16 protein-coding genes, 2 tRNA genes, 1 other RNA gene and 2 pseudogenes are annotated in these 24250 nt (G+C 58.6%); 10 read left to right on the top strand and 11 right to left on the bottom strand.

Annotated elements, in window-relative coordinates:
- The first annotated feature begins 145 nt into the window (after positions 1 to 145).
- The 5 genes from orn (at position 146) to def (ending at position 5401) form a co-directional block, all read left to right on the top strand.
- Complete coding sequence (gene orn, locus CQ017_RS00420) at positions 146 to 760, top strand: oligoribonuclease (RefSeq protein ID WP_105552064.1); 615 nt, start codon at positions 146 to 148, stop codon at positions 758 to 760.
- A 158-nt stretch (positions 761 to 918) separates the two neighbouring features.
- Positions 919 to 994: transfer RNA gene (locus tag CQ017_RS00415), tRNA-His, on the top strand.
- A 182-nt stretch (positions 995 to 1176) separates the two neighbouring features.
- Positions 1177 to 1249 (top strand) — tRNA-His (locus CQ017_RS00410).
- A 388-nt stretch (positions 1250 to 1637) separates the two neighbouring features.
- The gene (locus tag CQ017_RS00405; protein ID WP_181148254.1) at positions 1638 to 4214 is read left to right on the top strand and encodes a helix-turn-helix transcriptional regulator; all 2577 of its coding nucleotides are present in this window, start codon (positions 1638 to 1640) and stop codon (positions 4212 to 4214) included.
- Between the two features lie 614 nt (positions 4215 to 4828).
- Positions 4829 to 5401 carry a peptide deformylase gene (gene def / locus CQ017_RS00400; protein WP_105552062.1) on the top strand — a complete coding sequence of 191 codons (573 nt, stop codon included), beginning with the start codon at positions 4829 to 4831 and terminating at the stop codon, positions 5399 to 5401.
- Here the strand turns inward: def and CQ017_RS00395 are convergent.
- The 3 genes from CQ017_RS00395 to CQ017_RS18285 all read right to left on the bottom strand — a co-directional run bounded on the left by CQ017_RS00395 (position 5398) and on the right by CQ017_RS18285 (position 6820).
- Positions 5398 to 6459, bottom strand: coding sequence for a winged helix DNA-binding domain-containing protein (locus tag CQ017_RS00395; protein WP_181150476.1), 1062 nt, complete (start codon positions 6457 to 6459; stop codon positions 5398 to 5400). The two genes, def and CQ017_RS00395, sit on opposite strands and share 4 nt — an antisense overlap.
- 103 nt (positions 6460 to 6562) lie before the next feature.
- Positions 6563 to 6685, bottom strand: coding sequence for a hypothetical protein (locus CQ017_RS18290; protein WP_258133434.1), 123 nt, complete (start codon positions 6683 to 6685; stop codon positions 6563 to 6565).
- A gap of 9 nt (positions 6686 to 6694) precedes the next feature.
- Entirely contained in the window at positions 6695 to 6820 is a 126-nt protein-coding gene (locus CQ017_RS18285) for a hypothetical protein (RefSeq protein WP_258133433.1), read from the bottom strand.
- 176 nt (positions 6821 to 6996) lie between these two features.
- On the opposite strand from CQ017_RS18285, the pseudogene CQ017_RS00390 reads away from it, so the two are divergent.
- Positions 6997 to 7484, top strand: a pseudogene (locus tag CQ017_RS00390) (IS3 family transposase); the annotation flags it as partial.
- 118 nt (positions 7485 to 7602) lie between these two features.
- Here the strand turns inward: CQ017_RS00390 and CQ017_RS18525 are convergent.
- The 3 genes from CQ017_RS18525 to CQ017_RS00375 form a co-directional block, all read right to left on the bottom strand.
- A complete protein-coding gene (locus CQ017_RS18525; RefSeq protein WP_105552060.1) occupies positions 7603 to 8856 on the bottom strand; it encodes an iron-containing alcohol dehydrogenase in 1254 nt (417 codons plus the stop codon).
- 253 nt (positions 8857 to 9109) lie between these two features.
- The gene (locus tag CQ017_RS17780; RefSeq protein WP_146112392.1) at positions 9110 to 10324 is read right to left on the bottom strand and encodes a hypothetical protein; all 1215 of its coding nucleotides are present in this window, start codon (positions 10322 to 10324) and stop codon (positions 9110 to 9112) included.
- 611 nt (positions 10325 to 10935) lie between these two features.
- Positions 10936 to 11463 (bottom strand): GNAT family N-acetyltransferase, encoded by a 528-nt coding sequence (locus CQ017_RS00375; RefSeq protein WP_105552058.1) that lies wholly within the window; start codon positions 11461 to 11463, stop codon positions 10936 to 10938.
- Positions 11464 to 11647: 184 nt separating this feature from the next.
- On the opposite strand from CQ017_RS00375, the gene CQ017_RS00370 reads away from it, so the two are divergent.
- The gene (locus CQ017_RS00370) at positions 11648 to 12247 is read left to right on the top strand and encodes a recombinase family protein (protein WP_105552057.1); all 600 of its coding nucleotides are present in this window, start codon (positions 11648 to 11650) and stop codon (positions 12245 to 12247) included.
- Positions 12248 to 12333: 86 nt separating this feature from the next.
- Positions 12334 to 15294: pseudogene (locus tag CQ017_RS00365) on the top strand (Tn3 family transposase).
- Positions 15295 to 15547: 253 nt separating this feature from the next.
- On the opposite strand, the gene CQ017_RS00360 reads toward CQ017_RS00365, so the two are convergent.
- From CQ017_RS00360 to CQ017_RS00350, 3 genes are all read right to left on the bottom strand, one after another.
- Positions 15548 to 17005, bottom strand: a complete 1458-nt coding sequence (locus CQ017_RS00360) for a glyceraldehyde-3-phosphate dehydrogenase (RefSeq protein WP_105552056.1) — start codon at positions 17003 to 17005, stop codon at positions 15548 to 15550.
- Between the two features lie 188 nt (positions 17006 to 17193).
- Positions 17194 to 17548, bottom strand: an RNA gene (rnpB, locus tag CQ017_RS00355) — RNase P RNA component class A.
- Between the two features lie 46 nt (positions 17549 to 17594).
- Positions 17595 to 19055, bottom strand: coding sequence for an NAD(P)/FAD-dependent oxidoreductase (locus CQ017_RS00350; RefSeq protein ID WP_258133432.1), 1461 nt, complete (start codon positions 19053 to 19055; stop codon positions 17595 to 17597).
- A 141-nt stretch (positions 19056 to 19196) separates the two neighbouring features.
- Here CQ017_RS00350 and CQ017_RS00345 point away from each other — a divergent pair, with 141 nt between their 5' ends.
- The gene (locus tag CQ017_RS00345) at positions 19197 to 19976 is read left to right on the top strand and encodes a YaaA family protein (protein WP_105552474.1); all 780 of its coding nucleotides are present in this window, start codon (positions 19197 to 19199) and stop codon (positions 19974 to 19976) included.
- A 353-nt stretch (positions 19977 to 20329) separates the two neighbouring features.
- Positions 20330 to 22690, top strand: coding sequence for a metallophosphoesterase family protein (locus tag CQ017_RS00340; RefSeq protein ID WP_258133431.1), 2361 nt, complete (start codon positions 20330 to 20332; stop codon positions 22688 to 22690).
- Between the two features lie 97 nt (positions 22691 to 22787).
- Here the strand turns inward: CQ017_RS00340 and CQ017_RS00335 are convergent, their stop codons facing one another.
- The gene (locus CQ017_RS00335) at positions 22788 to 23201 is read right to left on the bottom strand and encodes a VOC family protein (RefSeq protein ID WP_255248531.1); all 414 of its coding nucleotides are present in this window, start codon (positions 23199 to 23201) and stop codon (positions 22788 to 22790) included.
- Complete coding sequence (locus CQ017_RS00330; RefSeq protein ID WP_105552055.1) at positions 23177 to 24130, bottom strand: Nif3-like dinuclear metal center hexameric protein; 954 nt, start codon at positions 24128 to 24130, stop codon at positions 23177 to 23179. Before CQ017_RS00330 ends, CQ017_RS00335 begins: the two co-directional genes overlap by 25 nt.
- Between the last annotated feature and the right edge of the window lie 120 nt (positions 24131 to 24250).

Below are 24250 nucleotides of genomic sequence, written 5' to 3'. Positions count from 1 at the left end.
CATTGGAGAGCCCATAATTCAACGTCCGGAAATCTCAGATGATTTTAGCATTGAGCAAGACCGGGGTTCAGGTGTGACACCAGCATCCACCAAGCTTTCGCCCCGTGCGCTCCCCCACACCGCGCACAACGGGTAGATTGGTCACGTGTCTAGTAACTCAGAAAAAATTGTATGGATCGACTGCGAGATGACCGGCTTGGACCTGGCCAACGATGCGTTGATCGAAGTAGCTGTGCTGATCACCGATTCGGAACTGAATATCGCCGATGAGGGCATCCAGGTGGTGATCAAGCCAGCGGATGCCGCGCTGGCCCAGATGGATGACTTCGTGCGCAATATGCATCAGGTCTCCGGACTCCTGGAAGAGCTCGATGGCGGAATGCAGATGGATCAAGCCCAACGCCTGGTCATGGAATACATCCGCAAGCATGTTCCAGAACCCAACAAGGCTTTATTGGGCGGTAACTCGGTCGGGACCGATAAGAACTTCCTGGCACGCGATATGCCAGAAATTATCGAGCACCTGCATTACCGAATCATCGATGTATCCACCTTGAAGGAACTGAGCAGGCGTTGGTACACCAAGGCTCATTACGCAGCTCCGGCCAAAACCGGCAACCATCGCGCACTGGGTGACATTCAGGACTCGATCGATGAACTGCGCTATTACCGGGCTGCGATCATGGTCCCCGCACCGGGGCCGAGCACCGATCAAGCGCGCAAGATCGCTTCACAACTCTCCCCGGCAGCCGAAAAGTAACGACTAGTCAGGGCCCTAAAAAGCGGGTGATGCACAACACAGCACAATAGGGCCCTTTCGAGTTGGCACTCACCCCCCGGGTGCGTGTATAGTATTTCTCGTTGCCAGATACGAAGCCGGGACGCAAAAGCGAACTGACTAGTAACGAAGCAATTATGGTGGGTATAGCTCAGTTGGTAGAGCGTCTGGTTGTGGTCCAGAAGGTCGCGGGTTCAAGCCCCGTTACTCACCCCAGATTATCGGTCTGATCCAAAACGAAAGTTACGGATCAGGCCGATTTTTCGTAATCGCTGGACTCCCCCGCTCAAACTATCCTCCGATTGTAATTTTCGGACCGGATGCGTGTATAGTATTTCTCGTTGCTTGAAATCAGTTCGAGCGTCTCTGACGTTCCGACTAGTAGCTAAGTAAACATGGTGGGTATAGCTCAGTTGGTAGAGCGTCTGGTTGTGGTCCAGAAGGTCGCGGGTTCAAGCCCCGTTACTCACCCCTGATTATCGGTCTGATCCAAAACGAAAGTTACGGATCAGGCCGATTTTGTTTTTCTTTTTAAACTGCTGCACGCCGCTCGCGGCACCGCTTGCAAATTTCCCCATAATTCCACACGCAAAGTTTAATATCCACTGGAATTAGCCCTGGTCCACTGCAATAGTAAATTGATGCGAGCAACGCATGCGTAGAGTATTCCAGTCAAGCGCCTGCTGTACAGCGCGATCTCTACCTGTATTAGGAACTTCGCTACTTGACCGGCCACGGAGCGAAGTACACACTGGTGCCTATGGCTGGTCTCCGCAGCGCACTACCGACGGTGCTTCCCTCGCTCCAAAGTAGTTTTCGGGAAGCCCGCTCGGCAACAGCGCAAGGAGCCGCGATATTTGTGGTTGGCCAGCAGGGAACCGGGCGTACGACGCTTGCCCGTCAAATCCTCTTGGGTACCGAGGAGAAGTTGTATTGGCTCACCGCGGCGAAGGCTCTTGAGCTTGTTCCTTTCGCACTGCTAACAACTCTCTGCGCGCAGCTGCCGTTGAAGAACGCCGGTTCTACACCGGGTGAAATGATCTCTTCGCTGGTTCAATACACCACGAATGAAAAACTGTGCATTCTTCTGGATCAAGCCGAATTCGCCGATGAACAAAGCGCAGCGGTACTGGCCCATCTGTCGGTGACCCGAAGCATCCAATTGGTCATGGCAACCACTGCCGTCCATGAACTGCCACAGCCGCTGCGGGGCCTCCGCTCCGATTCTCATTCAAAGCGCATCGGGCTCTCCGCACTGACCTTCGAAGACACCGAAGCCATTCTCAAGCATGTGCTCGGCGGCCAGGTCAATTCCGCCACCGTTGAGATGCTGCTAGAGTTTTCCGGCGGCAACGCGCTGCATCTGCGCGAGCTCACCCTTGATGCGCGAACTGCGCGAGCGCTGACGCTGAAGGGCTGCTACTGGACCCTCGACCGGCAATGGAATCCCCAAGGTTCGCGAATTACCGACCTCATTTCGTCGCGACTCAAAGACCAGCCAGAAGAAATCCGCGAGGCCGTAGAACTGCTGTCGGTCACCGGAAGGCTGCCTTATCCGCTGGCACAGCGTTTATTCGGCGACTTGCTATCGAACCTCTTGGACTCCCGGCTGGCCAAACTCATTGTGCTTTCCCTGGATGAGGCTACCGGCGAGCGCGACCTAGCGGTTGAGCTGAGTGCGGGGCTATCCGCGCAAAGCGTCTTGAGCACCTTGTCCCCAACGAAGCTTCGCGGTTATCTGCAGCGCGCCGACAGCGCTTTTCCCCGCGAGGTGTTGACTTCGCAAGCGCGCGCACGATTCACCACTCACCGCGTGCAGCTGGGGATCGAGGTTCCGGCGTCCGAGTTGTTCGAAGACGTTGTGGGGTCGGCCGATGCGCGCCGTTTCGCGCAGGTGGTCGCATTGACGGATTCCGTGAGGCACGAATCCTTCACGGACAAGCGGATGCTGGAGAAGCTCTTGGTGCTTCGGGCAGATGCCCTGTATGAACTAGCGAAGTCAGAGGCCGCCCTAGCGGTACTCAAGCCCCTGCTCCGGACCGGCAGTGCCGAGGTACGAGGCGTGGCAGCCAGGATTGCTTTTTCCGGTCTGGCGCGTCCTGACCTAGCTCTGGAAATCATTGAATCGGGACCGCAGGATCCGGTCGAGAGCCGCGCTTTCGGATTGATCCTCCGCGCCCGGGCGCAGCAAATTGTGGACTCCTCCAAGCTTCGTGAATATGCGCGTGATGAGAGGATCTCGCCCGAACTGCGCACCGCTTGCCTAGCTCATGCGATTATCGAAGATTGCTATGCCGGCAGACCGGTTGACGCGCTCGAAGAAGTTTTGGACGTGGTCGCGGACGGCTTCTGGAAAAGCGCCACCCCTGCGGTGCAGTCGGAGATAGTTTTTGCCCTACCGGCCTTGATGTCGGCCTTGGGCGGCGGCGGTGAGGCGCTGGCTTCAATATTGGGCGACATTGATTTCACGACTCTGGCCTTGAACCCGTCAAATTATTTGACCGGCATCGGCATTGAGTTCTTGGAACAGGGACTGGCCGTTGAGGCCCTTGGGTCTTTTGAGCAGGCGCTCGCCCTCATTTCGGTGTCCGATCCCTATCTGGTTGCCGGGTTTACCTCCTCATTCGCGGCGGCGGCCGCGGTAATGATTGGAGATATCCCCAGGGCTCGTCTCCACTACGATATGGCTCGTTCGGCCCCCGACGTGGCTGGGCAGATCATGCGCCCGCTGGCCCAACGCTACCTACTGCCGGTGATCCTTGAGCTCGAAGGCCGGCAGGCCGCGCTGGAGCATCTGCAGCGGTGCTTGGCCCATGCGGACAAGTTCGGCCGCAAGCTGCTGAGGATGCGCTTGCTTCATGACGCATGGCGACTGGAGCTTTCCGAGGACGAGGCACAGCTCCAAGCTGCCGCTGAACAGGTCCAGGGACCCCTGGCACGGGCAATCGCCGGATACGCGGGGGTTCTGGACTCGCTGAACGAGGAGGGCATTGAGCGGCTTTGCGAAGTGCATGCCTCAGCCGGCCGCCCGCTCTATGCGGCGGAATTTGCTCATCGCACCTCTTCGCGGGCGCGGAATCTTGGTCGGCGAGCGCTCGCGACGCGGTTGCTCGGGCTCTGCGTGGAACTGGCTGCCCCGCTGGCAGCAGTCAACACTCCCTCGCTGGGGCGCGGGCGTATCGTCCGCTCCCTGTTAACCGAACGCGAATACGCAGTCTGCGTGATGGCCGCGCGTGGTAGCAGCAATCAAGAAATCGCCGAGGAGCTATTCCTCTCCCCGCGTACGGTGGAAGGCCACCTACAGCGGTCCTACGCTAAATTAGGCATCACCGATCGTCGCCAGCTGCTTCCGGTCAGTGATTCGGGGGCGGTCTTTGATGAAATCCTCGATGAGGACTTCAAAACGATACCTGTATCCGGGCCAAAGACTACCTAGTGTCCGGTTTGCACTGCTCAACATGGGTTTGCCGCCCTAGACTAGGGCGCGTGGGGATCGAATTATGCATGAGGAATCTTGGGGGATTCAAAATTCGATTCATTGGGGACAAAGCTTTTAGACACTCGCATCAGCAAGAGCGCCTAACAAGCTCTGCGGGAGGCTAGCGCCATGGGGGCGCTAGCCTTTCCCGCTTAACTGCGTTCATTCACACCGCTTTGCTCGAACCAAAAGCATTCGAATATACATTCGAACCCATGTTCGAAACACCTGCTCAGCTTCCGGCGCTTCACGGTCACACCTGTATCCACAGCCGCTTAGCACCTCCTCTATCGCACTGAGGCGCATATCACCTGCGCCCGGTGCGCTACCTGGATTTCACCTTGCGGAGGCATGCCCAGGTACCACCGTGGTGCCGCAACTACGGATATTGACTAGTAAATCAGCGGAAATCCCGCGGAACCGCCCTCCGGCACGAGGGCAGCAGCGCCCGGCGGGCTCCCCGCCAAGGCCACGGGTGAGAAGTTTTGCTGAACCTACGCAGTGGCACAACGCCAATCAGCCGTGAAACTATTGGACAAGCACCCTAAGCACTTTCGAAAGGAACCGATCACGTGCCCATTCGGCAGATCACCGTTTATGGAGAACCCGTACTGCATCAGCGCGCCGCTGAAGTCACCGAGTTTAATGACGAGCTTCGTCAACTCGTTGCCGACATGCATGCCACCATGGACGCGGCGCACGGGGTTGGCCTGGCAGCGCCACAGATCGGCGTTGGCCTGCGCATCTTCACCTACATCTATGCCGATCAGAACAGCGCGCCGGAACGCGGCGTACTGATCAACCCCGTACTGACCCTCTCAAAGGTGTCCCAGGCGAACCCGGATCCGGACGAAGAAGCCGAAGGCTGCCTTTCCGTACCGGGATTGAACTTCCCGCTCAAGCGCGCCGATTACGCCAAGGTTGAAGGCGTGGATGAATTCGGCAAGCCGATCTCCTTCGAAGCCGATGGCTGGTTCGCCCGCATCATGCAGCACGAATTCGATCATCTTGACGGATTCCTGTACGTGGACAAGCTCGTGCCACGCTGGGATAAGCGCTGGCTGAAGGCGAAGAAGGCGCTGGGCTGGGGCGTTCCGGGCGCTACCTGGCTACCTGGGACCGACGAAGACCCTTTCGGACACTAATCCTTCGCCGGTTGCCGGATGGTCCTGAACTCTAGATACCGCTGATGCAGCGCCGCACCGATGGGATCGGACGGCGCTGCTTTGGCGTTCCAGACCTCTTTTGCTCGCCCTTGTTCGAGCCAGAACGGCAAGAACATTCCGTTCTTTCCGGGAGCGATCTGCCGCTGCATCGCTTCGTCAGCAATCGGTCTCCTGTTGGCATAGGACAGGTAGTACTCATCGAATCCACCCAGCAGCCGCAGTGGAAGGCCGAGGAGGCCTGGTGCTTCCAGGCTTTGCTCGGCACGGGAGCCGGTCACTACCCAATAAGCATCTCCATGCTCGTCGACGCCTACCTGCACAAGGCTCGTGCCGAGCTCGCTTGCCGTGCGTTTCATGGTGGTGAGCGTTTGGCCCGTATACCAAGCGGCGTCGCGCAGGGTCGCCGGACCGTGGGAGCCCAGGTAGCGCAGCAATAGCTCATGCAGCGGATTCTCCGGCTCTTGATGCTCGGTAACCCAGCGCTCTAGCAGCACAAAATCCTGGGCGGCCAGCTTTGCATCGGCCGGAATCGGGCCTAGGCAGATCAGCCCGTGTTGCACCAGCACCATCAGCAAGTGGATCCCGCGCTGCCCGGCGGTGGGCATACCGTGCGAATTCAATTCGGCGAACAGGGCGTCGCGGCTGGCGCGACCGTGATCTGCCAGATAGCTGGCAACGAGCCCGGCGGCCTGCTCAATGGCGTTGGCATCAATCTCCAATTCGCGCAGCCGTGGCGCGTTCGCGCGCAGCGTGCGTTCCTTGGTGCTTTCCATCAGCCACTTGAGGTCTTGCGGCAAGCAGATGTGCAGGGTGCCGCGCATGGTCCAGGAACGTACCAGCTTGCCGGAGCTGAACAGTTCGTCCACCTGCGCCCTGGTCACGCCGATCCCCGCGCGCTGAGCCAGCGCGTAGCGACCGGCAGTGAAATCCTGGGACTGGACAGCCAGCATATGCCCAGCGGCGCTTAGAATCGATTCTGCCGGCTCCAGCAGCAGCTGGCTGGCCATCCTTGCGGGCAATAATAGCTCTGGTCGCATGGTCACAGTCCCCCGGTCTTGGTGCGTTGAGCGTAGCAGAACACAATCTGCATCCTTCGCCCTGAAACCAAAGAACGGCATTAGAACAAAACTTCGAATAGGGTCATTTCTCCGCAGGCACCTGCACGAAAAATGCTTCGCCCTGCGGCTGACATGCGGATACCGCCTCACGCTCGGCCGCATCCAGCTTGCGGTACCCGCCGCTGAACAGCACGTCGTTGCCCACCAGATACTGTTAGTCGGCGATCGCCAGGCCCGGCCAGCCATCGGTGAGCACCTGGGCTGCTTCCGGGAACACCAGCAATGCCGGTGGACCATCATCGCCATCCAGCGCAAAGCATCCGCCCGGACCGACCAGCAACTGCCCCTAGCCTTCGCCTGCCTGCACTCCCTGCGCATCCCCGCTGTGCCCATCGACCAAACACTCCGTGCTTGAAGCATGACTCAAGTTCAACTATGCCGACATCCCTGATACCAAATCCCGCACCTACCAGGGGCATCGCTAGCATCGTCGGCATAGTTTCGAGGTCGGCATAGGATATTACCTACTTGCGAACAGGTGAAGGGTGGCTGCATCTGGCGACGGTGATCGACTTGTATTCACGTCAGATCGTTGGGTGGTCAATGGGTGCGAACATGCAAACCCAGTTGGTCATTGACGCGATGGAGCTTGCCGTATCGCGTGGTTTCATCAGCGCTGGGAGCGTATTCCATTCGGGTCGCGGCGCGCAATACACCTCTGACGCTTTCCAAGCTTGGTGTGCTGAGCACGGAGTTCGGCAGTCCATGGGCCGCACGGGCTGTGCTGCGATAACTCCGTCGCCGAGTCGACCTTTTCGACGATCAAGAACGAGATGTACCATCATCGGGCGTTTACGAGCCGGGTTGCGGCGCGGACTGCGGTGATGGAGAACATCGAGGTTTGGTGCAACCGGAAGCGTCCGAATACCGCTATTTCTGGGTTGAGCCCTCAGATGCTGTTTGGTTGGTACCGGGAACAAAATTCCGTGGCTGTTGCGGCCTGAGTGTCATAAGAAAAAATCATAGTTCGTGTCTCGGAAACTTGACCAGCTCAAATTTGCCGAATTCACTCTCTGTGACATCATGACAAAACGTCCGGGAGCTAGCGTTCTTATTTTACTGCTATGCTAGCCTGCCGGGTTGAGGAAGTATACGGCAAAGGTCTTCCTCTAGAAACTTTTTTACTGCACTGGTATCGCCCCAGCCTCCAGCGACCATCACTGGCCCCCACATTCGGAAAGTTTCATCGATTACCTTGTCAATGGTGTCCGAGGATAGGGATTGTTGGGCAAATCCGATTTCAGCGTATGTGGCGTTGAGGAAATCTAGGGCAACTTCTTCGACGTCTACGTCAGGTTTCAGAGGGTGGACTAAGGCGCTTCGGAACCGGCTACGAAGTGGATCTACTGTTCGAGTCCTTATTGCGAGGACAGCTCGAAACCCACCTAAAGTGAGAGTTCGTTTCGGCAGTGACAATGACGAAGCTAGCGAGTTTTGGATGCACCACCATGGGTGGGTACTGGGCGTCCAACCGGAGGTCCGTCGTGGATCGAGGCTGGCCATGCTGAGCTCATCGATGCGAAAACGGTCGGCAGGTGTCAGGTTACCCCTGGATTGTATTGTGGACCAACCAGCCAGAACTATATCGTCAATTAGGCTCGTAAGTAGCACTCTCTGGTCTTCAGAGCACCGTTGAGTGACGAGATAGGGGCCGAGTGCGCGGAAAAGGATTTCGCACAATGCCTCTAGCACGGCGCGTATCCCGATACCAGCCCACAACTCCGAGTTGACGGCGACATAGTCTGGAATGAGACCTTCGCCAGTCGCCATGTGTTGAGACTCTCCGGCGGAAATTGCAAGGGTTATTCGCGGTGCTAGTTGAGCTGCCGTTCCTGGTCTTGTAGATACGGCCAACAACATTGGTGAACCGATACCACGTTCGCGATTTCGGACAGTAGGCAGGAGACCCGAACTGGATCTCCATACTGCGTTGTCCAGAAGCCATGGTTGGTCTAGAGCAGCGACAGCTGTCTTTGCCGCGTCCAGCACGGCACCTCCGCCTATTGCCACACAAATGGAACCATTTACGGTACGTAGCGCATCACGAATCTCTCGTGCCCAGCTTAGGGTTGCCCTTGTGGTTTCTGGAAGGATGATTGTACGTACCACCTCGATTTCTCGACCAACCATTGCGATACTGGCGGACACACTTGCCAATGTCGATACACCAGTATCTGTCACAATTATCGCCTGTGTCACGAGATGCCGCCGAACGGCTTCAACACAGAGATCTGTCACTGAATCTTGCCCTGTGGCAATGAGTGCGCCGGTTGAAAAAACCGCATGCGAGGCATTTGAGTTACCGATGGAAGACATTAGAATTTCTCTTCATCTGTCTTTTGTACTCCATTCCGGAGATGCTTCGTAGCCTCCCAAGAGAAAACAATTGCCAGGAGGATTGGGATAACGGAGGTCACTCCAAACCCCTCGGTGAAAAATGCGTGGAGGCTCACCCCGATAGCGAACGCAGATATAATGTACAAGAACGCAGAGCGTCTTTTGCGGTAAGGCATTTTTGCACCTTTTCTTATTTGGATTCTGTCTTCGTAGACAAAATTTAGAATCGGGTTTAAGTCTGTCCGCCGCATCCTACGCAAGCATTGGACGCGGACCCGCAACATGACTCCAGTGCTGACCAGCCGCACTGCCCTGCAACACAGAGCAATACCGCCGTGACACTACCAATGACAAAGGGAATGCAACCAAGACATAAACCCGCATCTCTGGCGCAGCTAAGCGTCAATTCCCAATTGCAAACGCTCTGTAGTCGCTTGCGACTATTGTCTCCGGGCGCGCCAGCACACCCTCCGCAGGGGTCACTCGCTAGCGACGAGATATCCTTTACGCTGATCTCGCGTGGCACGGAACCGTTGATGCTCTGTGTAATCATATTGAGTTTGTCGGGAGCAACGTCTAGACGGCGGACAATGGAGAATACTCCATCGATCGGTTTCTCCATCCTCCTCGAAACAAGCATCGTTTTATTTTCATGATTGTAGATTGCGACTGCAGACTCAATGACACCATTCGAATAGGTCACTTTGGTAGCTTGAACTTCAGAGACGTTGCCGTCGGGCGCATGTTCTCCCGTAGACTCTGAAACCTCTCGGAATGCATCTGAAGGAACTTCCATCAGCGTCGCTGCTTTCTTGGCGCGTTCTCCCAATGAATCGCTTGATATTACATTCGAAGCATCGGGAGCTGACAGGTGAGCCCTCAGCTCGTCGTACATATCACTTCCGTGCAGTACTCGAACGCGTTCAACGGTCATATCCTGATTTAGATCCCCAGAAGCAGCAGTCGCTGGGTTGGTGCGACCCATCAGTACAGTCATTCCAGCGACAACTGCAGATCCCCACAAGAATGCCCTACGATTGAGGGAAGTTTTTAAAGGACCGCCGTTCGGTGAGGACTCTGCGAGTTGATCGCTACCCAGTGTGCTCAGAACCTTCAGAGACCTTTTTCCGCCAAGCGCCGCCGCGAGAGGAGGTCCGATTTGCCAACCAACGTAAGCATTTTCTCGATCTTCAGAAACGCGTACTAGTGTAGGTGCCCATTTGGCATCTTCACCCAAAAGGTCTTTACGCCACTGACGCATTCTTGGAGATGAGAGGGGGATCAACGAAAGCTCGCCACCCACCTCATCTTCTATGCGCGTTGCGATCATTGAACACTTTGAGCAGTTTGCGTCATATCCGAGGTACAACTCAAATGTCTTAGCTTTGTTTGTCTTGTTTCTGGATTCCTTTGAAATGGCGAGTATCGTCGAAACCTTCGCGGTCAACTCAATCTATCAACTGGTGCGATAAAATTCTCCGTTAATTCTCTGAGCACTTTGGCTCTAGTCCATTCCGGTCCGATCATAAAAATATGGGTCCATTGCCATAGTCCTATTTATTCTCGCTAACCAAGTTTACAAGTTTTCATTGGCAAAGAATTACACAGGCTATCTATTAGCTTTATGAAATATGCTCACTCGACTTCCTGATTTATGGCAACACTACTCGTTCGAGAAGACCAGCACAAGCATTAGTGGGCCAAATTCTTTGCAGTTAATCCAGAAGATATTGCAACCAAGCTATCTAGGGGTCAGCGGAATACCCACTGGACTCGAAGTCTTTTCCCTGCAATAAATAACTAGCGCTGTTGCCGGACGGCCGAGGAGAACAAAAGTGCGGGCCAAGGCGTGGCTGTTAAATACACCGAGGGCTTTATGCCAATCAGAGTCAATATTCGTCGCTGTTCTACTGCTGCCCTACGAAGTGTATTGCTGTTACCAAGGGGTCGCTTCAGAAAACGGAATAAATCGTACTCTAAGATCTCGCCGACGGAGGTAACCGCTGGCTCACAGTTTGACGACGGAAGTTGGACAAAGTTTGCCCGTAAGCGGAACGTTTAGCGGGACAGATCTTTCTCGAATAGAAGATTGCATTCATCGTAATATGCTTCGGTGACTCCGAGCGACCTCATCCCAAGGCGCTCACAAACCCTCCGGGAGGCTACATTGAGTGGAACAGTGACGGCAATAACGGTCTGAAGCCCGCTTGTTGCCGCGTCCGTCATGACAGCACTGGCAGCTTCAGTGGCGTAGCCCGCGCCTTGGGCATCAGGGTGTAGATGCCAGCCGATCTCCACCGGACGTTCACCCTTTGCACTTGCTGAGAGCGGGATAGGTTTGAGCAGGACGTTCCCGAGTAAGTGACCAGTTTCGCGGGCGGTAACTGCCCATATCCCGTGAATCGGGTCATCAATGGCACGTCGGCGAATGATGGATTCCACAGCTTCGGAGCGAGCAGTCATCATCTTTGCATGAGGCCCAAGGAAACGAACTGTATCGCAGCGGGATTCAAGGTCGAATAGAAAGTCCGCGTCGTCTAGTTCCCACGGCCGCATGATTAGTCGCTCGCTGTTGACAATTCTCATTCGTCAATTCTCTACCACAGCGAGGCCACATCCAGTGAACCCAAGCCGGCGTCCCGTAAGCCGGTCCTCCACCAAACACGCCGGCCTCTGACATGCCTCGTTTCTACCGTGGGCCGTCTACTGTTCCGTATAGGGTGTCCGGTGAACTGACCGGTCCTGGTCCCTATGTGAAACACGCATCTACATGTCTAAGATTTTGGTCGGTTACGCACGCGTCTCCACGGAAGAGCAAGACCTCACCGCCCAACGTGATGCCCTGGCTGCCCTTGGCGTTGAGCCGAAACGCATCTATGTTGATCATGGCTTTACCGGCAGGAACAAGAATCGCGCCGGACTCAGTGAAGCCCTCGCCGCATGCAGGGCCAGGGACACGTTCTCCGTGACCAAGCTCGACCGTCTGGCCCGTTCCGTCCGGGATGCCCACGAAATTGCCGACGACCTCGCCAGACGCAAAATCAGACTCAACATCGGTGGTTCCGTCCACGACCCCACCGACCCCATGGGCAAACTGCTGTTTAACGTCCTGGCGATGATCGCCGAATTCGAAGCCGACCTCATCAGCATGCGAACCCGCGAAGGAATGAAGGTTGCCAAGGCCAACGGCCGGCTCCGGGGAAAACAGCCGAAGCTCAGCGTGAAGCAGGAAGCCCACCTCATCGAACTGCACGACGCCGGGGAACACACCATGGCCGAAATGGCCGAACTCTTCTCCATCAGCCGATCCAGCATCTACCGGGCCGTTAAACGCGCGGAACGCAGGAAAGCCGGTGCAGTCACCCACTGATCTGTATCTGGTCGTCTTCGAAAGCTGATATCCGGTTCGCAGTATCCCCGATTCTCTTTTTTCCTTCGTTATCGAGAGGAACACCATTGCCGCGGCGTTCAATCCTGTCTGCTATTGAGCGCGAAAGTCTGCTCGCATTGCCCGATGATGAAGATGAGTAGATTCGCCGGTACGCATTCAGCGAATCCGATCTGGCAATGATCCGCCAGAGATGCGGTGAAGCGAACCGTTTAGTTGTTGCTGTATAGTTGTATTACTGCGTTTCCCCGGACAAGGTCTATCGGCCAAGACAGATGTTCCCACAGCGTTGTTGCACTGGATTGGCGCGCAACTCGGCATCAGCCCAATCTGTTGGCCAGACTATGCCGCACGGGAGGAAACACGCCGCGAGCATCTGCTCGAACTGCGAACCTACCTCGACGTGAAGCCTTTTGGCCTGACTGTCTTCCGCAAGGCTCTGCCTTCGGCCACGGAGCTGGCCGTGCAGTCCGACAAGGGCAGCGTGCTGGCCGGCAGCGTGCTCGGAGCCCTACGCCGACAGTACGTCGTGATTCCCCAGCCCTGGACGTCATCGAACGCATCTGTGACGAAGCCATCACACAGGCCAACCGCCGCATCTACGCCACCTTAACGGATTCTCTGTCCAATGACCACCGGCGAAGTTTGGACGATCTGCTCAAACGCCGGGAAGAGGGAAATTCACCCGGCTTGCCTGGTTGCGCCAATCACCTGTCAAGCCGAACTCGCGGCACATGCTCGAACATATTGGGCGCTTGAAAGCCTGGCAGGCGCTGGACCTGTCCGCCGGCATCGAACGTCAGGTTCACCAGAACCGCCTGCTCAAGATCGCCCGCGAGGGAGGGCAGATGACGCCGTCCGAGCTGGCCAAGTTCGAACCACAACGCCGTTATGCGACGTTGGGGGCTGTGGCCACGGAGAGCACGGCCACCGTCATCGATGAAAACATCGACCTGCACGACCGCATCATCGGCAAGATCTTCAATACAGCCAGAAACCGACACCAGCAACAATTCCAGGCCTCCGGCAAGGCGATCAACGACAAGGTCCGCCTCTACGGGCGCATTGGCAAAGTGCTGCTGGACGCCAAGGAAAACGGCACCGACCCGTACGCCGCGATCGAGAAAGTCATTTCTTGGGAGGCTTTCACGGCCAGTGTTGACGAGGCGCTGATGCTTGCCCACCCCGGGAATTTTGATTTCCTGCACCACATCGGCGAAAGCTATGCAACGGTGCGCCGCTACACCCCCCGAACTCCTGGCCGTGCTCAAACTCAGGGCAGCCCCTGCCGCCAAGAACGTGTTCAAGGCCATCGAGGTATCGCGGGCCATGAACTAGGACAATGCCCGCAAGGTGCCGGTGGATGCGCCGACCGGATTCATCAAACCTCGCTGGGCAAAACTGGTTGTCACCGATGACGGAATTGACCGGCGATACTACGAGCTATGTGCACTGTCGGAGCTGAAGAACGCTCTGCGTTCCGGCGATGTCTGGGTGCAGGGATCACGCCAATTCAAGGAATTCGAGGAGTACTTCGTTCCGGCAGAGAAGTTCACCGAACTGAAGGCATCCGGGGCCTTGCCGTTGGCGTTGGATACCGATTGCGATCAGTACCTGCACGACAGGCTTTCACTGCTGGAGCAGCAACTGGCAATGGTTTGACGACCTGGCCGGGAGCGGCGGTCTGCCCGATGCCGTCATCAGCGCCTCCGGGTTGAAGATCACCCCGCTCGATGCTGCTGTCCCCGACGCGGCGCAGACACTAATCGAGCTGACAGCTGCCGCGCGTGAAGATCACCGACATGCTCATGGAGGTGGATGAATGGATCGGGTTCACCCGCGACTTCACCCACCTGAAGACCGGCGACACGGCGAAGGATAAGAAGCTCTTGCTGACAACAATCCTGGCCGGCGGGATCAACCTTGTGCTGATCAAGATGGCCGAATCCTGCCCCGGAACCACCTATGTCAAATTGTCCTGGCTTCAGGCATGGCACATCCGGGACGAAACCTACTCCACCGCACTGGCCAAACTGGTCAATGCCCAATCCCGCCAACCCCTCGCGGGGTACTGGGGCGATGGCACCACCTCGTCCTCGGACGGCCAGCGTTTCAAGGCCGGCGGGAGGGCCCAAAGCACCGGCCATGTGACTCCCAAATACGGTATAGAGCCGGGGCGGATGTTCTACACCCACATCTCGGACCAGTACTTGCCCTTCAGCGCCAAGGTCGTCAACGTCGGCGTCCGCGACTCGACCTATGTCCTTGACGGCCTTCTCCATCACGATTCGGATCTGCGCATCGAGGAGCACTACACGGATACGAACGGGTTCACCGACCATGTGTTCGGTCTGATGCACCTGCTCGGATTCCGCTTCGCCCCAGGCATCCGCGACCTCGGCGAGACCAAGCTATACATCCCCAAATCGGACACCGCCTACGATGCACTCAAGTCACTAATCGGTGGCCCACTCAATACCCAGGCGATCCGGGCCCATTGGAACGAGATCCTGCGGTTGTCCACCTCCATCAAACAAGGCACTGTGACCGCTTCACCGATGCTGCGCAAGCTTGGCAGCTAACCACGCCAAAACGGCCTGGCCGTGGCTCTGCGCGAACTGGGACGGATCGAACGCACCCTGTTTATCCTGGACTGGTTCCAGAGCGTCGAACTACGCCGGCGGGTCACTGCCGGGCTGAACAAGGAAGAAGCGTGCAACGCCCTCGCCAGGGCCGTGTTCTTCAACCGGCTCGATGAAATTCGGGATCGCGGATTCGAGCAACAACGTTACCGCGCCTCCGGACTCAATCTTCTCACCGCCGACATCGTACTCTGGAACACTGTCTACCTCGAACGAGCCACAAACGCGGTCGGCAGCTACGATCCGGAATTCGACGACGCGCTCCTGCAATACCTCTCACCCCTGGGCTGGGAACACATCAACCTCACCGGCGACTACACCTGGCGCAACAACGCCAGACCAGGCACCGGCAAATTCAGACGCTTGCGCCCCACCAGGCAGCCTTAGCGTACGCTATTTTCCGTTTCCTGAAGCCACCCCAAGCTCAGGGAACTGGCCCCTTCGCTAGAGCTGCACGCGCACAGCGCGAAAAGTGCGGCGGCCAGCAGCGCGCCGGCGCGTAAAGGGGTTACTCGATCACCGGTCCGGATTCTTGATGGCATGCACCGAACAATAGCAACTTCTCTTCGGCAGCCGCATTAAAGGGCGAAGCCCCGATCCTTACCGAAGGATCGGGGCTTCGCAGCTGCGCGCTGGCGACTTAGGCGTTAGCTGCCTGTGCCTGCACTGCTGGAACTGCTACCGGGTGGGTGCCTGCGATTGATTCAATCACGCGGACAACCTGGCAGGAGTAGCCGAATTCGTTGTCGTACCACACGTAAACGATGGCGTTCTTATCCGAAACGATGGTGGCCAAACCATCAACGATACCCGCGCGGCGTGAGCCGACGAAGTCCGAGGAAACGACCTCAGGGGAATCGATGTAGTCGATCTGGCGGTGCAGGCTGGAGGTCAGCGAAGCTTCACGCAGGTAAGCGTTCAGCTCCTCCTTGGTGGTCCCGTTCTCCAGGTTCAGATTCAGGATCGCCATGGAAACATCCGGGGTCGGTACGCGGATGGCGTTGCCGGTCAGCTTGCCTTCCAGCTCCGGGAGGGCCTTGGCCACTGCCTTGGCGGCTCCGGTCTCGGTGATGACCATGTTCAGGGCCGCCGAACGGCCGCGGCGCTCGCCCTTGTGGAAGTTGTCGATCAGGTTCTGGTCGTTGGTGAACGAGTGAACGGTTTCGACGTGCCCGTGGATAACGCCGAACTTGTCGTTCAGGGCCTTCAGCACCGGGGTGATGGCGTTGGTGGTGCACGAGGCGGCGGTGACGATCTTGTCCTCGGCGGTAATCCAGGAATCGTTGATGCCGTGCACGATGTTCTTCAAATCGCCCTTGCCCGGTGCGGTGAGCAGGACCCGGGCGACGCCCTTGGCCTGCAGGTGCTGGGACAGGCCAGCCTCGTCGCGCCAACGACCGGTGTTGTCCACCACGATGGCATTGTTGATGCCGTACTCGGTGTAGTCAACGGTGGTTGGGTCGTTCGAGTAGATGACCTTGATCAGCGTTCCGTTGGCCTGGATGGTGCTACTGGCTTCGTCAACGGTGATCGAACCGTCGAAACGGCCGTGCACCGAGTCGCGGCGCAGCAGCGAAGCGCGCTTGATGATGTCATCATCCGAGCCCTTGCGCACCACGATGGCCCGCAGGCGCAGGCCGTAGCCGCCGCGCTCGATGAGAATGCGGGCAAGCAGGCGGCCGATGCGCCCGAAGCCGTAGAGGACTACGTCCTGTGGCTCAACGTCCGAAGCGCCGGCCTGGCCGACCTTGTCGCCGAGTTCTGCGGTCAAGAATGCGTTCAGGTCCTGCGAACCAGATTCGATGAACTTCTTGTTCAGGCGCCCCAAGTCAACGGAAACCGAACCGAGGTTCAAGGTCTCAATTGTTTCAAGGAGGGGCATGGTGGTCGTCAAGGCCAGTTCCTTGCCATCGATCCGGCGCACGACGCGGTGGGCCTTGATGATGTCAATTGCGGACTGGTTGATCAACTTGCGCCCGTAGATGGAGGTCACCACATTGTTCTTGCGGTAAAGACGTCCGATCAGCGGAATCATGGCCTCGGCGAGCTCTTCGCGCCCGCTCCATTCTTCCTGGGCAACGACAGACTGCTGGGTCACAGAAAATCCTTCCAATTCAGCCGACTTACAGATCCATAAAGTCGGTTGGCACCGTGAGAAGCACCATTGCTTTTGCGGTGGCGCGGGGTAACAGGATCATCCCCGCAAGTACGTATCCATTCTAGACGGTGCGCCCCGGTTGCGGGGCTGGACGCCTGTGAATCATCTCACCCGAGGTGAGCGGATGGTGAATGGGATGACCGATACGCCGGGTTCTGTCCGCTTGCGCGGTGACGATCATCTATCTACGACTGCCGTTGCCGACAGCCTCTAGCGGTCCACCCGACTGCATGGGGCGAACAGCCCTCATAACGCAGTCTGTCTGACCTTGCTCCGAGTGGGGTTTACCAAGCCGTCCCGGTCACCCGGGACGCTGGTGGTCTCTTACACCACCGTTTCACCCTTACCAGGTAGCCTGGCGGTCTATTTTCTGTGGCACTAGCCTGCGGGTTGCCCCGAGTGGGCGTTACCCACCACCCTGTTCTGTGGAGCCCGGACGTTCCTCGGCCCGTTTGCACGGCACGCGATCGCCTAGTCATCCCATTCGTTAACCATTCTAGCCCCGCGAATTTGCGCGCGCCGACATCGGCTATGAGCCGCTGGCCACAGTGATGGCCGGATAGTGGTACCCCTCCAGCAGCCGCAGCCAGATTTCGCTCACGGTCGGGTAGGCCGGGACCGCATGCCATAACCGGTTCATGCTCACCTCACCGACGATCGCGATCGTTGCCGCATGCAGCAGCTCGGAGACATCCTGCCCGACAAAGGTCGCACCGATGACCACCTGGCGCGTCTGCTCGACGACCAGCTTCGCCCGCCCCGCGGTAGCGTCCGCGTGCAGGCTGGCTCCCGCCACGGCGCCCAGATCCAGCTCGACCACCCGGATATCCAGCCCCTTGCCGCGCGCCTCGTGTTCGGTCAGCCCGACGGCCGCAACCTCCGGGTCGCTGAAAACCACGCGCGGCACCGCCGCATGATCGGCCGTCGCGGCATGCTTCGCCCAGGGTTCGCCCGAAACCGGTGCGCCCTCCAGCCGCGCGGCGATCGCCTCCGCCGCGGCCCGCCCCTGATATTTCCCTTGATGGGTCAGCAGCGAACGCGAATTGACGTCGCCCACGGCGTACAGCCAATCGGTGCCGGCCACGCGCATCGTGTCATCGACACTCAACGCACCGTGCGGGTCCAGGCCCAGCGCTTCCAGACCGAGGCCTTTCGTGTTCGGCCGCCTGCCGGTTGATACCAGCAGCTCCTCGGCCCGAAGCTGGGTGCCGTCCTCCAAGTGGACGCTCACGATTCCTTGCCCGTCTCGCGCCACGCGCACCGGCGTGTCGCCAAAGCGCACCTGCACGCCTTCGCCGCTCAGGGCCGCCGAGACCAGCTCACCGGCGAAAGGCTCTTCGCGGCTCAATAAGGCCCCGCGGGAGAGCATCGTGACCTCGGAGCCGAGGCTGGAGAAGGCGAAGGCAAGCTCGGTGCCCGCCACGCCTCCGCCGATGATGATCAAACGCGGCGGCACCTGCGCCGTTGCCGTCGCTTCCCGGGTGCCCCACGGATTAGCTTCGGCCAACCCGGGTATAGCGGGCAGCACCGGGACGGATCCGGTGGCCAGGGCGACGGCACAAGCCGAGTACTGCCTGTCCCCGACCTGCACGAGGCCGGGGGCGGCCAGAGAACCATGGCCGCGGATCAGCTCGATCCCCGCCGAGGCCAGCCAGTCGACCTGACCTGCGTCGCTCCAATTGCTGGTGAATGAATCGCGCCGGGCGAGGACCGCTTCGACATCGAGGCCGCCGGTGATCGCCTCGCGGGCACCGGGCAGCCGGCGTGCCGCACGCAGCGCGTGTCCGCTGCGCAAAAGGGCCTTGGACGGCATGCACGCCCAGTAGGAGCATTCTCCGCCGACCAGTTCGGATTCGACGATGGCCACACGCAATCCGCGTTTGGTTGCGTAGTCGGCGACGTTCTCGCCGGCCGGTCCGGCCCCGAGCACGATCAAGTCATAGTCCCGCTCGGCGTTGGCGGGCATTGCGGTTTCCGGTGATTCGGGCATGCTCTTTCCTCACTGTGGTGACTGCTTGCAGGTTTGTGCTCCCAGCGTAGCCAGCGGTTCCCGTTTGGCACATGCCCCGGATTCGCCAGATGCCGGCGCCCCTGAAAGAAACGGAGGTTGATCTCCGATAAGCTGGAAGGCGTGCTTATTTTGTTGCCGCCTTCCGAAGGCAAGACCGCCCACGCCGAAGGCGCTGTGTTTGAAATCGAAGACCTCTCCTTCCCGGAGCTCGTCGCCGAACGCGGTCAGGTCCTGTCGGCTCTCGCGGAAGTATCGGCTCGCGAAGATGCCATGGAAGTTCTTGGCGTGGGAGCGTCGCTGGCCAAAGAGGTAGCCCGCAATATTAATCTGCATACCGAACCTTCCGCCCGGGCGCACGACATCTACTCCGGAGTGCTCTTCGAAGCCCTGAATTATGCTTCGCTGGATGAGCCCGCGCAGCGGCGCGCCGACGAATCGATCATTGTGGTTTCCGCCCTCTGGGGTGCCGTGCGCTTTGCGGACCGGATTCCGCCCTACCGGTTGTCCATGTCGGCGAAGCTCGAACCGCTGGGCAAGCTGGCCAGCTGGTGGAAGAAGCGGCTCACGCCGGTGCTCGACGAGGTCGCCGCCGGGCAGCTGATCGTGGATGCACGCTCCAGCACCTACGCCGCCGCGTACAAACCGAGCAATGGCAATTGCGTTGCGGTGAATGTGTTCCAGCTGCGCAATGGCGTCCCGAAGGTGGTTTCGCATTTCGCCAAGCACACCCGTGGCGAGGTCGCGCGCTTCTTGGTGGAGCAGCCCGTTGCCCCGCAGAACCCGGAGGAACTGCTCGCCCTGGCCAAGACCAAATGGGAAGCGAGCCTGGTCGAAGACAAAAAGGGCCTCGCGCTGAACATCCTGCTTTCCGCGGATCACCAGTTCACCACCGCAAAATAGCCGTTCCGTTTGATCGCCATCGCCGCTAGGGGCACGGATGGGCGATATGTCCCGCCGAATCATTGCCTCTGCTGAACGGCTGCCGAGGATTCGAAGCAGAGACGCTGGAAATCCGCATTCGCAGAACACGTCCTGGCGACAGGTCGCCCTCCTCTGGTGCTGCATTTGGACCACAGTTGGTGATCGCCACGCGCATAGCACCATCGTTGGCAGGGGGAGGTTTCGACACCCTGCCTCGATTCTAGGAATCACAGGTTCACCTGCTGTTCTCTTTCGAGACATTATCTTGGCGTTAGCTGGGTCCATCGGCGAAATTCTCTGCCGGACCACACGCTCACAGCCTGAAGGTAGACATGTCTCCAATGATGAATGCCACACCGTGGCTACGCCGCGGCTCGGTGGCCGCAGCAGTGATAGCTCTGCTGGGAAGCACACTCGTCCCAGCGCAAGCAGCACCCATCGATTCAACTGCGGAATCGGAATATTCGGTGGTAGTTTCGGCCGAAAGCACTCAATGGAAATATCTCGACGATGGCACCGATCCTGCCGCAGGACAGCCGAATCTGGATGTCTGGACTGCAACCGATTTCGACGATAGCACCTGGAAAAGCGCGACGGGCAGTTTTGGCGCAAAGCATGGTTCTTTGGGTGCCGTCGGCCCCTACACTCCGAAGACACTGCTGAACCATTACCTCGGCGGACAAACCGGCACCGCTACCCCGGCATATTTCTTCCGAACCCAGTTCGAATTGCCTGAAGGCGGCGCGGATGATTTCCTGACCGTCACCGGCGAGGTAGTTTACGATGACGCCTTGGTCATGTGGATCAACGGCACCAAGGTGGCAGGATTCCTCGATGACCGGCTCACCGGCGAAAGCAATCAAGAATACGCCGGTGCCAGCAACGGTAATCCCGTATCGAGCAGCTTCGAAGTTCCAGCAGATGTACTTGTTGACGGGGTCAACACGGTCGCGATTAGTCTGCATAATGACCGCGCTGGCAGCTCCGACATCTATCTGGACGTTCCCGAGCTGAGCCTCAACGTCACCGAGGATATCGACACGATCTCGCGGGTCATCCTGACGCCAACGGAGACCCCGGATAGGTCCCAGTACGTTTCTTGGATGGCCGGCAGCGCCGGCGCCGCGAACGGAACTGTCGAATTCCGCGAGACCTCAGGCGACGACGTGCTCACCGCAGCTGCAGAATTCATCGACCCGGTTAACGGTAATCCGCTGCCGCACTTCTCTGCCGAGCTCAAGGATCTCAAGCCTGGAACGAGCTACTCCTACCGTGTGGCCAACGGCTCCAACACCAGCGAATGGAACTCCTTCACCACGGCAGACACCGCGGTCACCGATTTCCAATATATTTATTACGGTGATGCGCAGATCGGCCTCGACACCACGTGGCCAAAGGTCGTCGCTCAAGCCCAGGAGACCGCCCCCGACGCCGTCGGATCGGTTCACGCCGGTGATCTCATCAACACCGGCAGCAATGAGAACGAATGGGACAACTGGTTTAAGGGCATGGAGCAGTCCGCCGCCACAGCTAACGTGATGGCGGCACCGGGCAACCACGAATACTCCGGGGATAACAAACTCTCCGCCTGGAAAGCCAACTTTGAATACCCACGGAACAACCCGTCGGTGGAAACCGCTGGCGCGCTTGCCAAGCTCACCATTGGCGATACGGCCGCTGCCGCGCAGTACCGCGCACTCTTTGAGCACTGGACCACTTTCGCCGAAGAAACCGTGTACTTCACCGATTATCAAGGCGTGCGGTTCATCACCGTAAACGCTACTCGCGACGCGGGCTTCCTCACTCCGGATAGCCTGCCCGCCTGCTCCGGGGACGACTGCCCGGCAAGTAAAATCTCCACCCTCTGGGTGCAGTTCCAAGCCGCGTGGATGGATCACATCCTGGAAAACAGCAAATCCAAGTGGAATGTTGTCACCTTCCACCAGCCGGTCTATTCGGCTTCGGCGGGCCGCAATGAGCCGGTGCTTCGAGAGGAATGGGTTCCCGTCTTCCAGAAGCACAACATCGATCTCGTCCAGATGGGTCACGACCACGTTTACTCACGTGGCTACAACAATGACAACGTCACCGATTTCGCTGGTGTCACCGATGGTCCGGTGTACATCGTGTCGAACTCTGGCGCTAAGCACTACGATTTGGCCGACGAGAACGACAACGTCTGGACGCAGAACAATGCCACGCAGGTGAAGCGCGGCGAGGACTTCACTACCTATCAGGTGATCGATGTCGCCGAGGATACTTTGACCTACAAGTCTTATTTGGCTGAAAAGACCGCATCGTCCACCACCGATCTGGCCATCGGAGAGGTCTATGACAGCTTCACCGTGACCAAAAACGATTCCGGAACCAAGTGGGTTACCGAGGCTGGCGTCGAGGTTCCCGTGGTTGAGGAAGCGATCGATGTGGAGCTGAGCGTTTCGAGCCGATGCATCGGCAAGAACACGATGCTTAACGTCAACGCGACGAACAATGAGGATTCGCCGATTACCCTGCAGGTTTCCAGCGAATTCGGAAACAAGAAGATGAATAATGTGGGACCGGGCAAGTCCGCTTCGGCTCCGCTCAACGCAGGAAAAGCACCTTTGGAGGCTGGCAGCGTCACCGTGAAAGCAACCCACGGTACAGCTGAAGTCGCCAAGGAAGTTTCCTACGATGCATTGAGCTGCAAGTAGGAAAGCCAGCTTGCACGAAGAGCTCGCAACCTAGGCAATTGACCGCCAGGAAATAGTTTTGGTCGGTAACCTTTCAGGGGTTACCGACCAAAACTGTTTAATCCCTTTGGGCTACCAGCTCGATCTCGAAACCGGCGGCGTCCGCCAGGTACGCGGCGTAGTGCTCGGCTCCCCCGGCGTGCGGATGCTCCGCGGGGAACAGCAGGGAGAAGCCGTGCTCGAGCGCCTCGGCGGTCAGCTCATCGACCTGCGCGCGGCTTCCGGCATGGAACGCGAGATGGTTCATTCCCGGGGCGCACCGTTGATGCGGCGCATCGATCACGTCCGGCCCGGATTCGAGCACGATGTAGAAGTCCTGCTGTCGATAGCTGACGCCGCTGGCCCACGTGGACTCGACGTCGAATCCCAGGCGCAGCAACAGCCAGCCCAATGAGCTGGTGCTGGCACGCAGGTCGGCCACCCAGAGTTCGAGATGATGCAGCATCGCTACGGGGTGAGCACGAAGTCCCAAGGGTCGGAGTTTATCTGCGACACCTCGATCTCCACCTCATGGCCCAGATCCTGCAAGACGTTCTGCAGCGCCCGGGCCCCGGCCGAAAGCCAGACCCATTCGGAGGCAAAATGCGACACATCGATGAGGAAAGGGTGTCCCCCATCGGCAGATTCACGGGCTTCGCTGGCCGGGTGGTGGCGCAAATCCGCGGTGACGTAGACATCGGCCTTGTGCGCGCGCACCGCGTCGAAGAGGGAATCTCCGGCCCCGCCGCACAGGGCGACCTTGCGGACGATGCCCAGACGCTCCCCGGCGACGCGGACGCCACCGGCTACCGCTGGCAGCACGGTATACACGCGTTCGGCGAAGTCCACGAGCTTCATTGGCTTGTCGAGGTAGCCAACTCGTCCCAGCCCCTCTTCGGGCAGGCCGTCCTTGGTTTCGACCAGCGGCACGCAGTCTGTGAGGCCGAAGGCGTCGGCGAGGGCGTCATTCACGCCACCGATCGCATTGTCGGCGTTGGTGTGGGCGGTCAACAAGGCGGTGCCTGTTTCGATCAGCCGGTGAATTGCCTCGCCCTTGAAGCTGGTGCCCGCCACCTGGGTCACTCCGCGCAATAACAGCGGGTGGTGGGTGATCAGCAGATCGGCGTCGCGTGCAATCGCATCGTTGATGACTTCCAAGGTCGGGTCCACCGCCAGGACGATCTTCTTCACCTTGGCGGTGGTGCGGCCGGTGACCAGGCCTACGGCATCCCAATCTTCGGCCAGCGACTGCGGCCACAGCTCTTCCGCGGCCTCAAGCACTTCGCCCAGGGTCGTGGCACCGGTTCTCGCGTCGGCCTCGACGTTCTCTGCCGCTTCATCGCTCACGGAAGATAGGTTGGCGGACGGGGAAGCAGGGTTCTTCTGCTCCGGATCCTGCGGGGTATTAGCCTTGCTCTGCATGCTTCCACCCTACGCGGTGCAGCCCGCTCAGGAACATAATGCAACGCCGCGACGTTATGGACTCTGTGAGTATTCTCAGATTAGACACGCCCCATCGTTTCTCCGCCCGAATGACCGTGG

Source organism: Arthrobacter sp. MYb224 (genome assembly GCF_002975455.1).
Taxonomy (GTDB): Bacteria; Actinomycetota; Actinomycetes; order Actinomycetales; family Micrococcaceae; genus Glutamicibacter.
The sequence above is the reverse complement of the archived record's forward strand: the minus strand, read 5'-3'. Positions and strand labels throughout refer to the sequence as shown.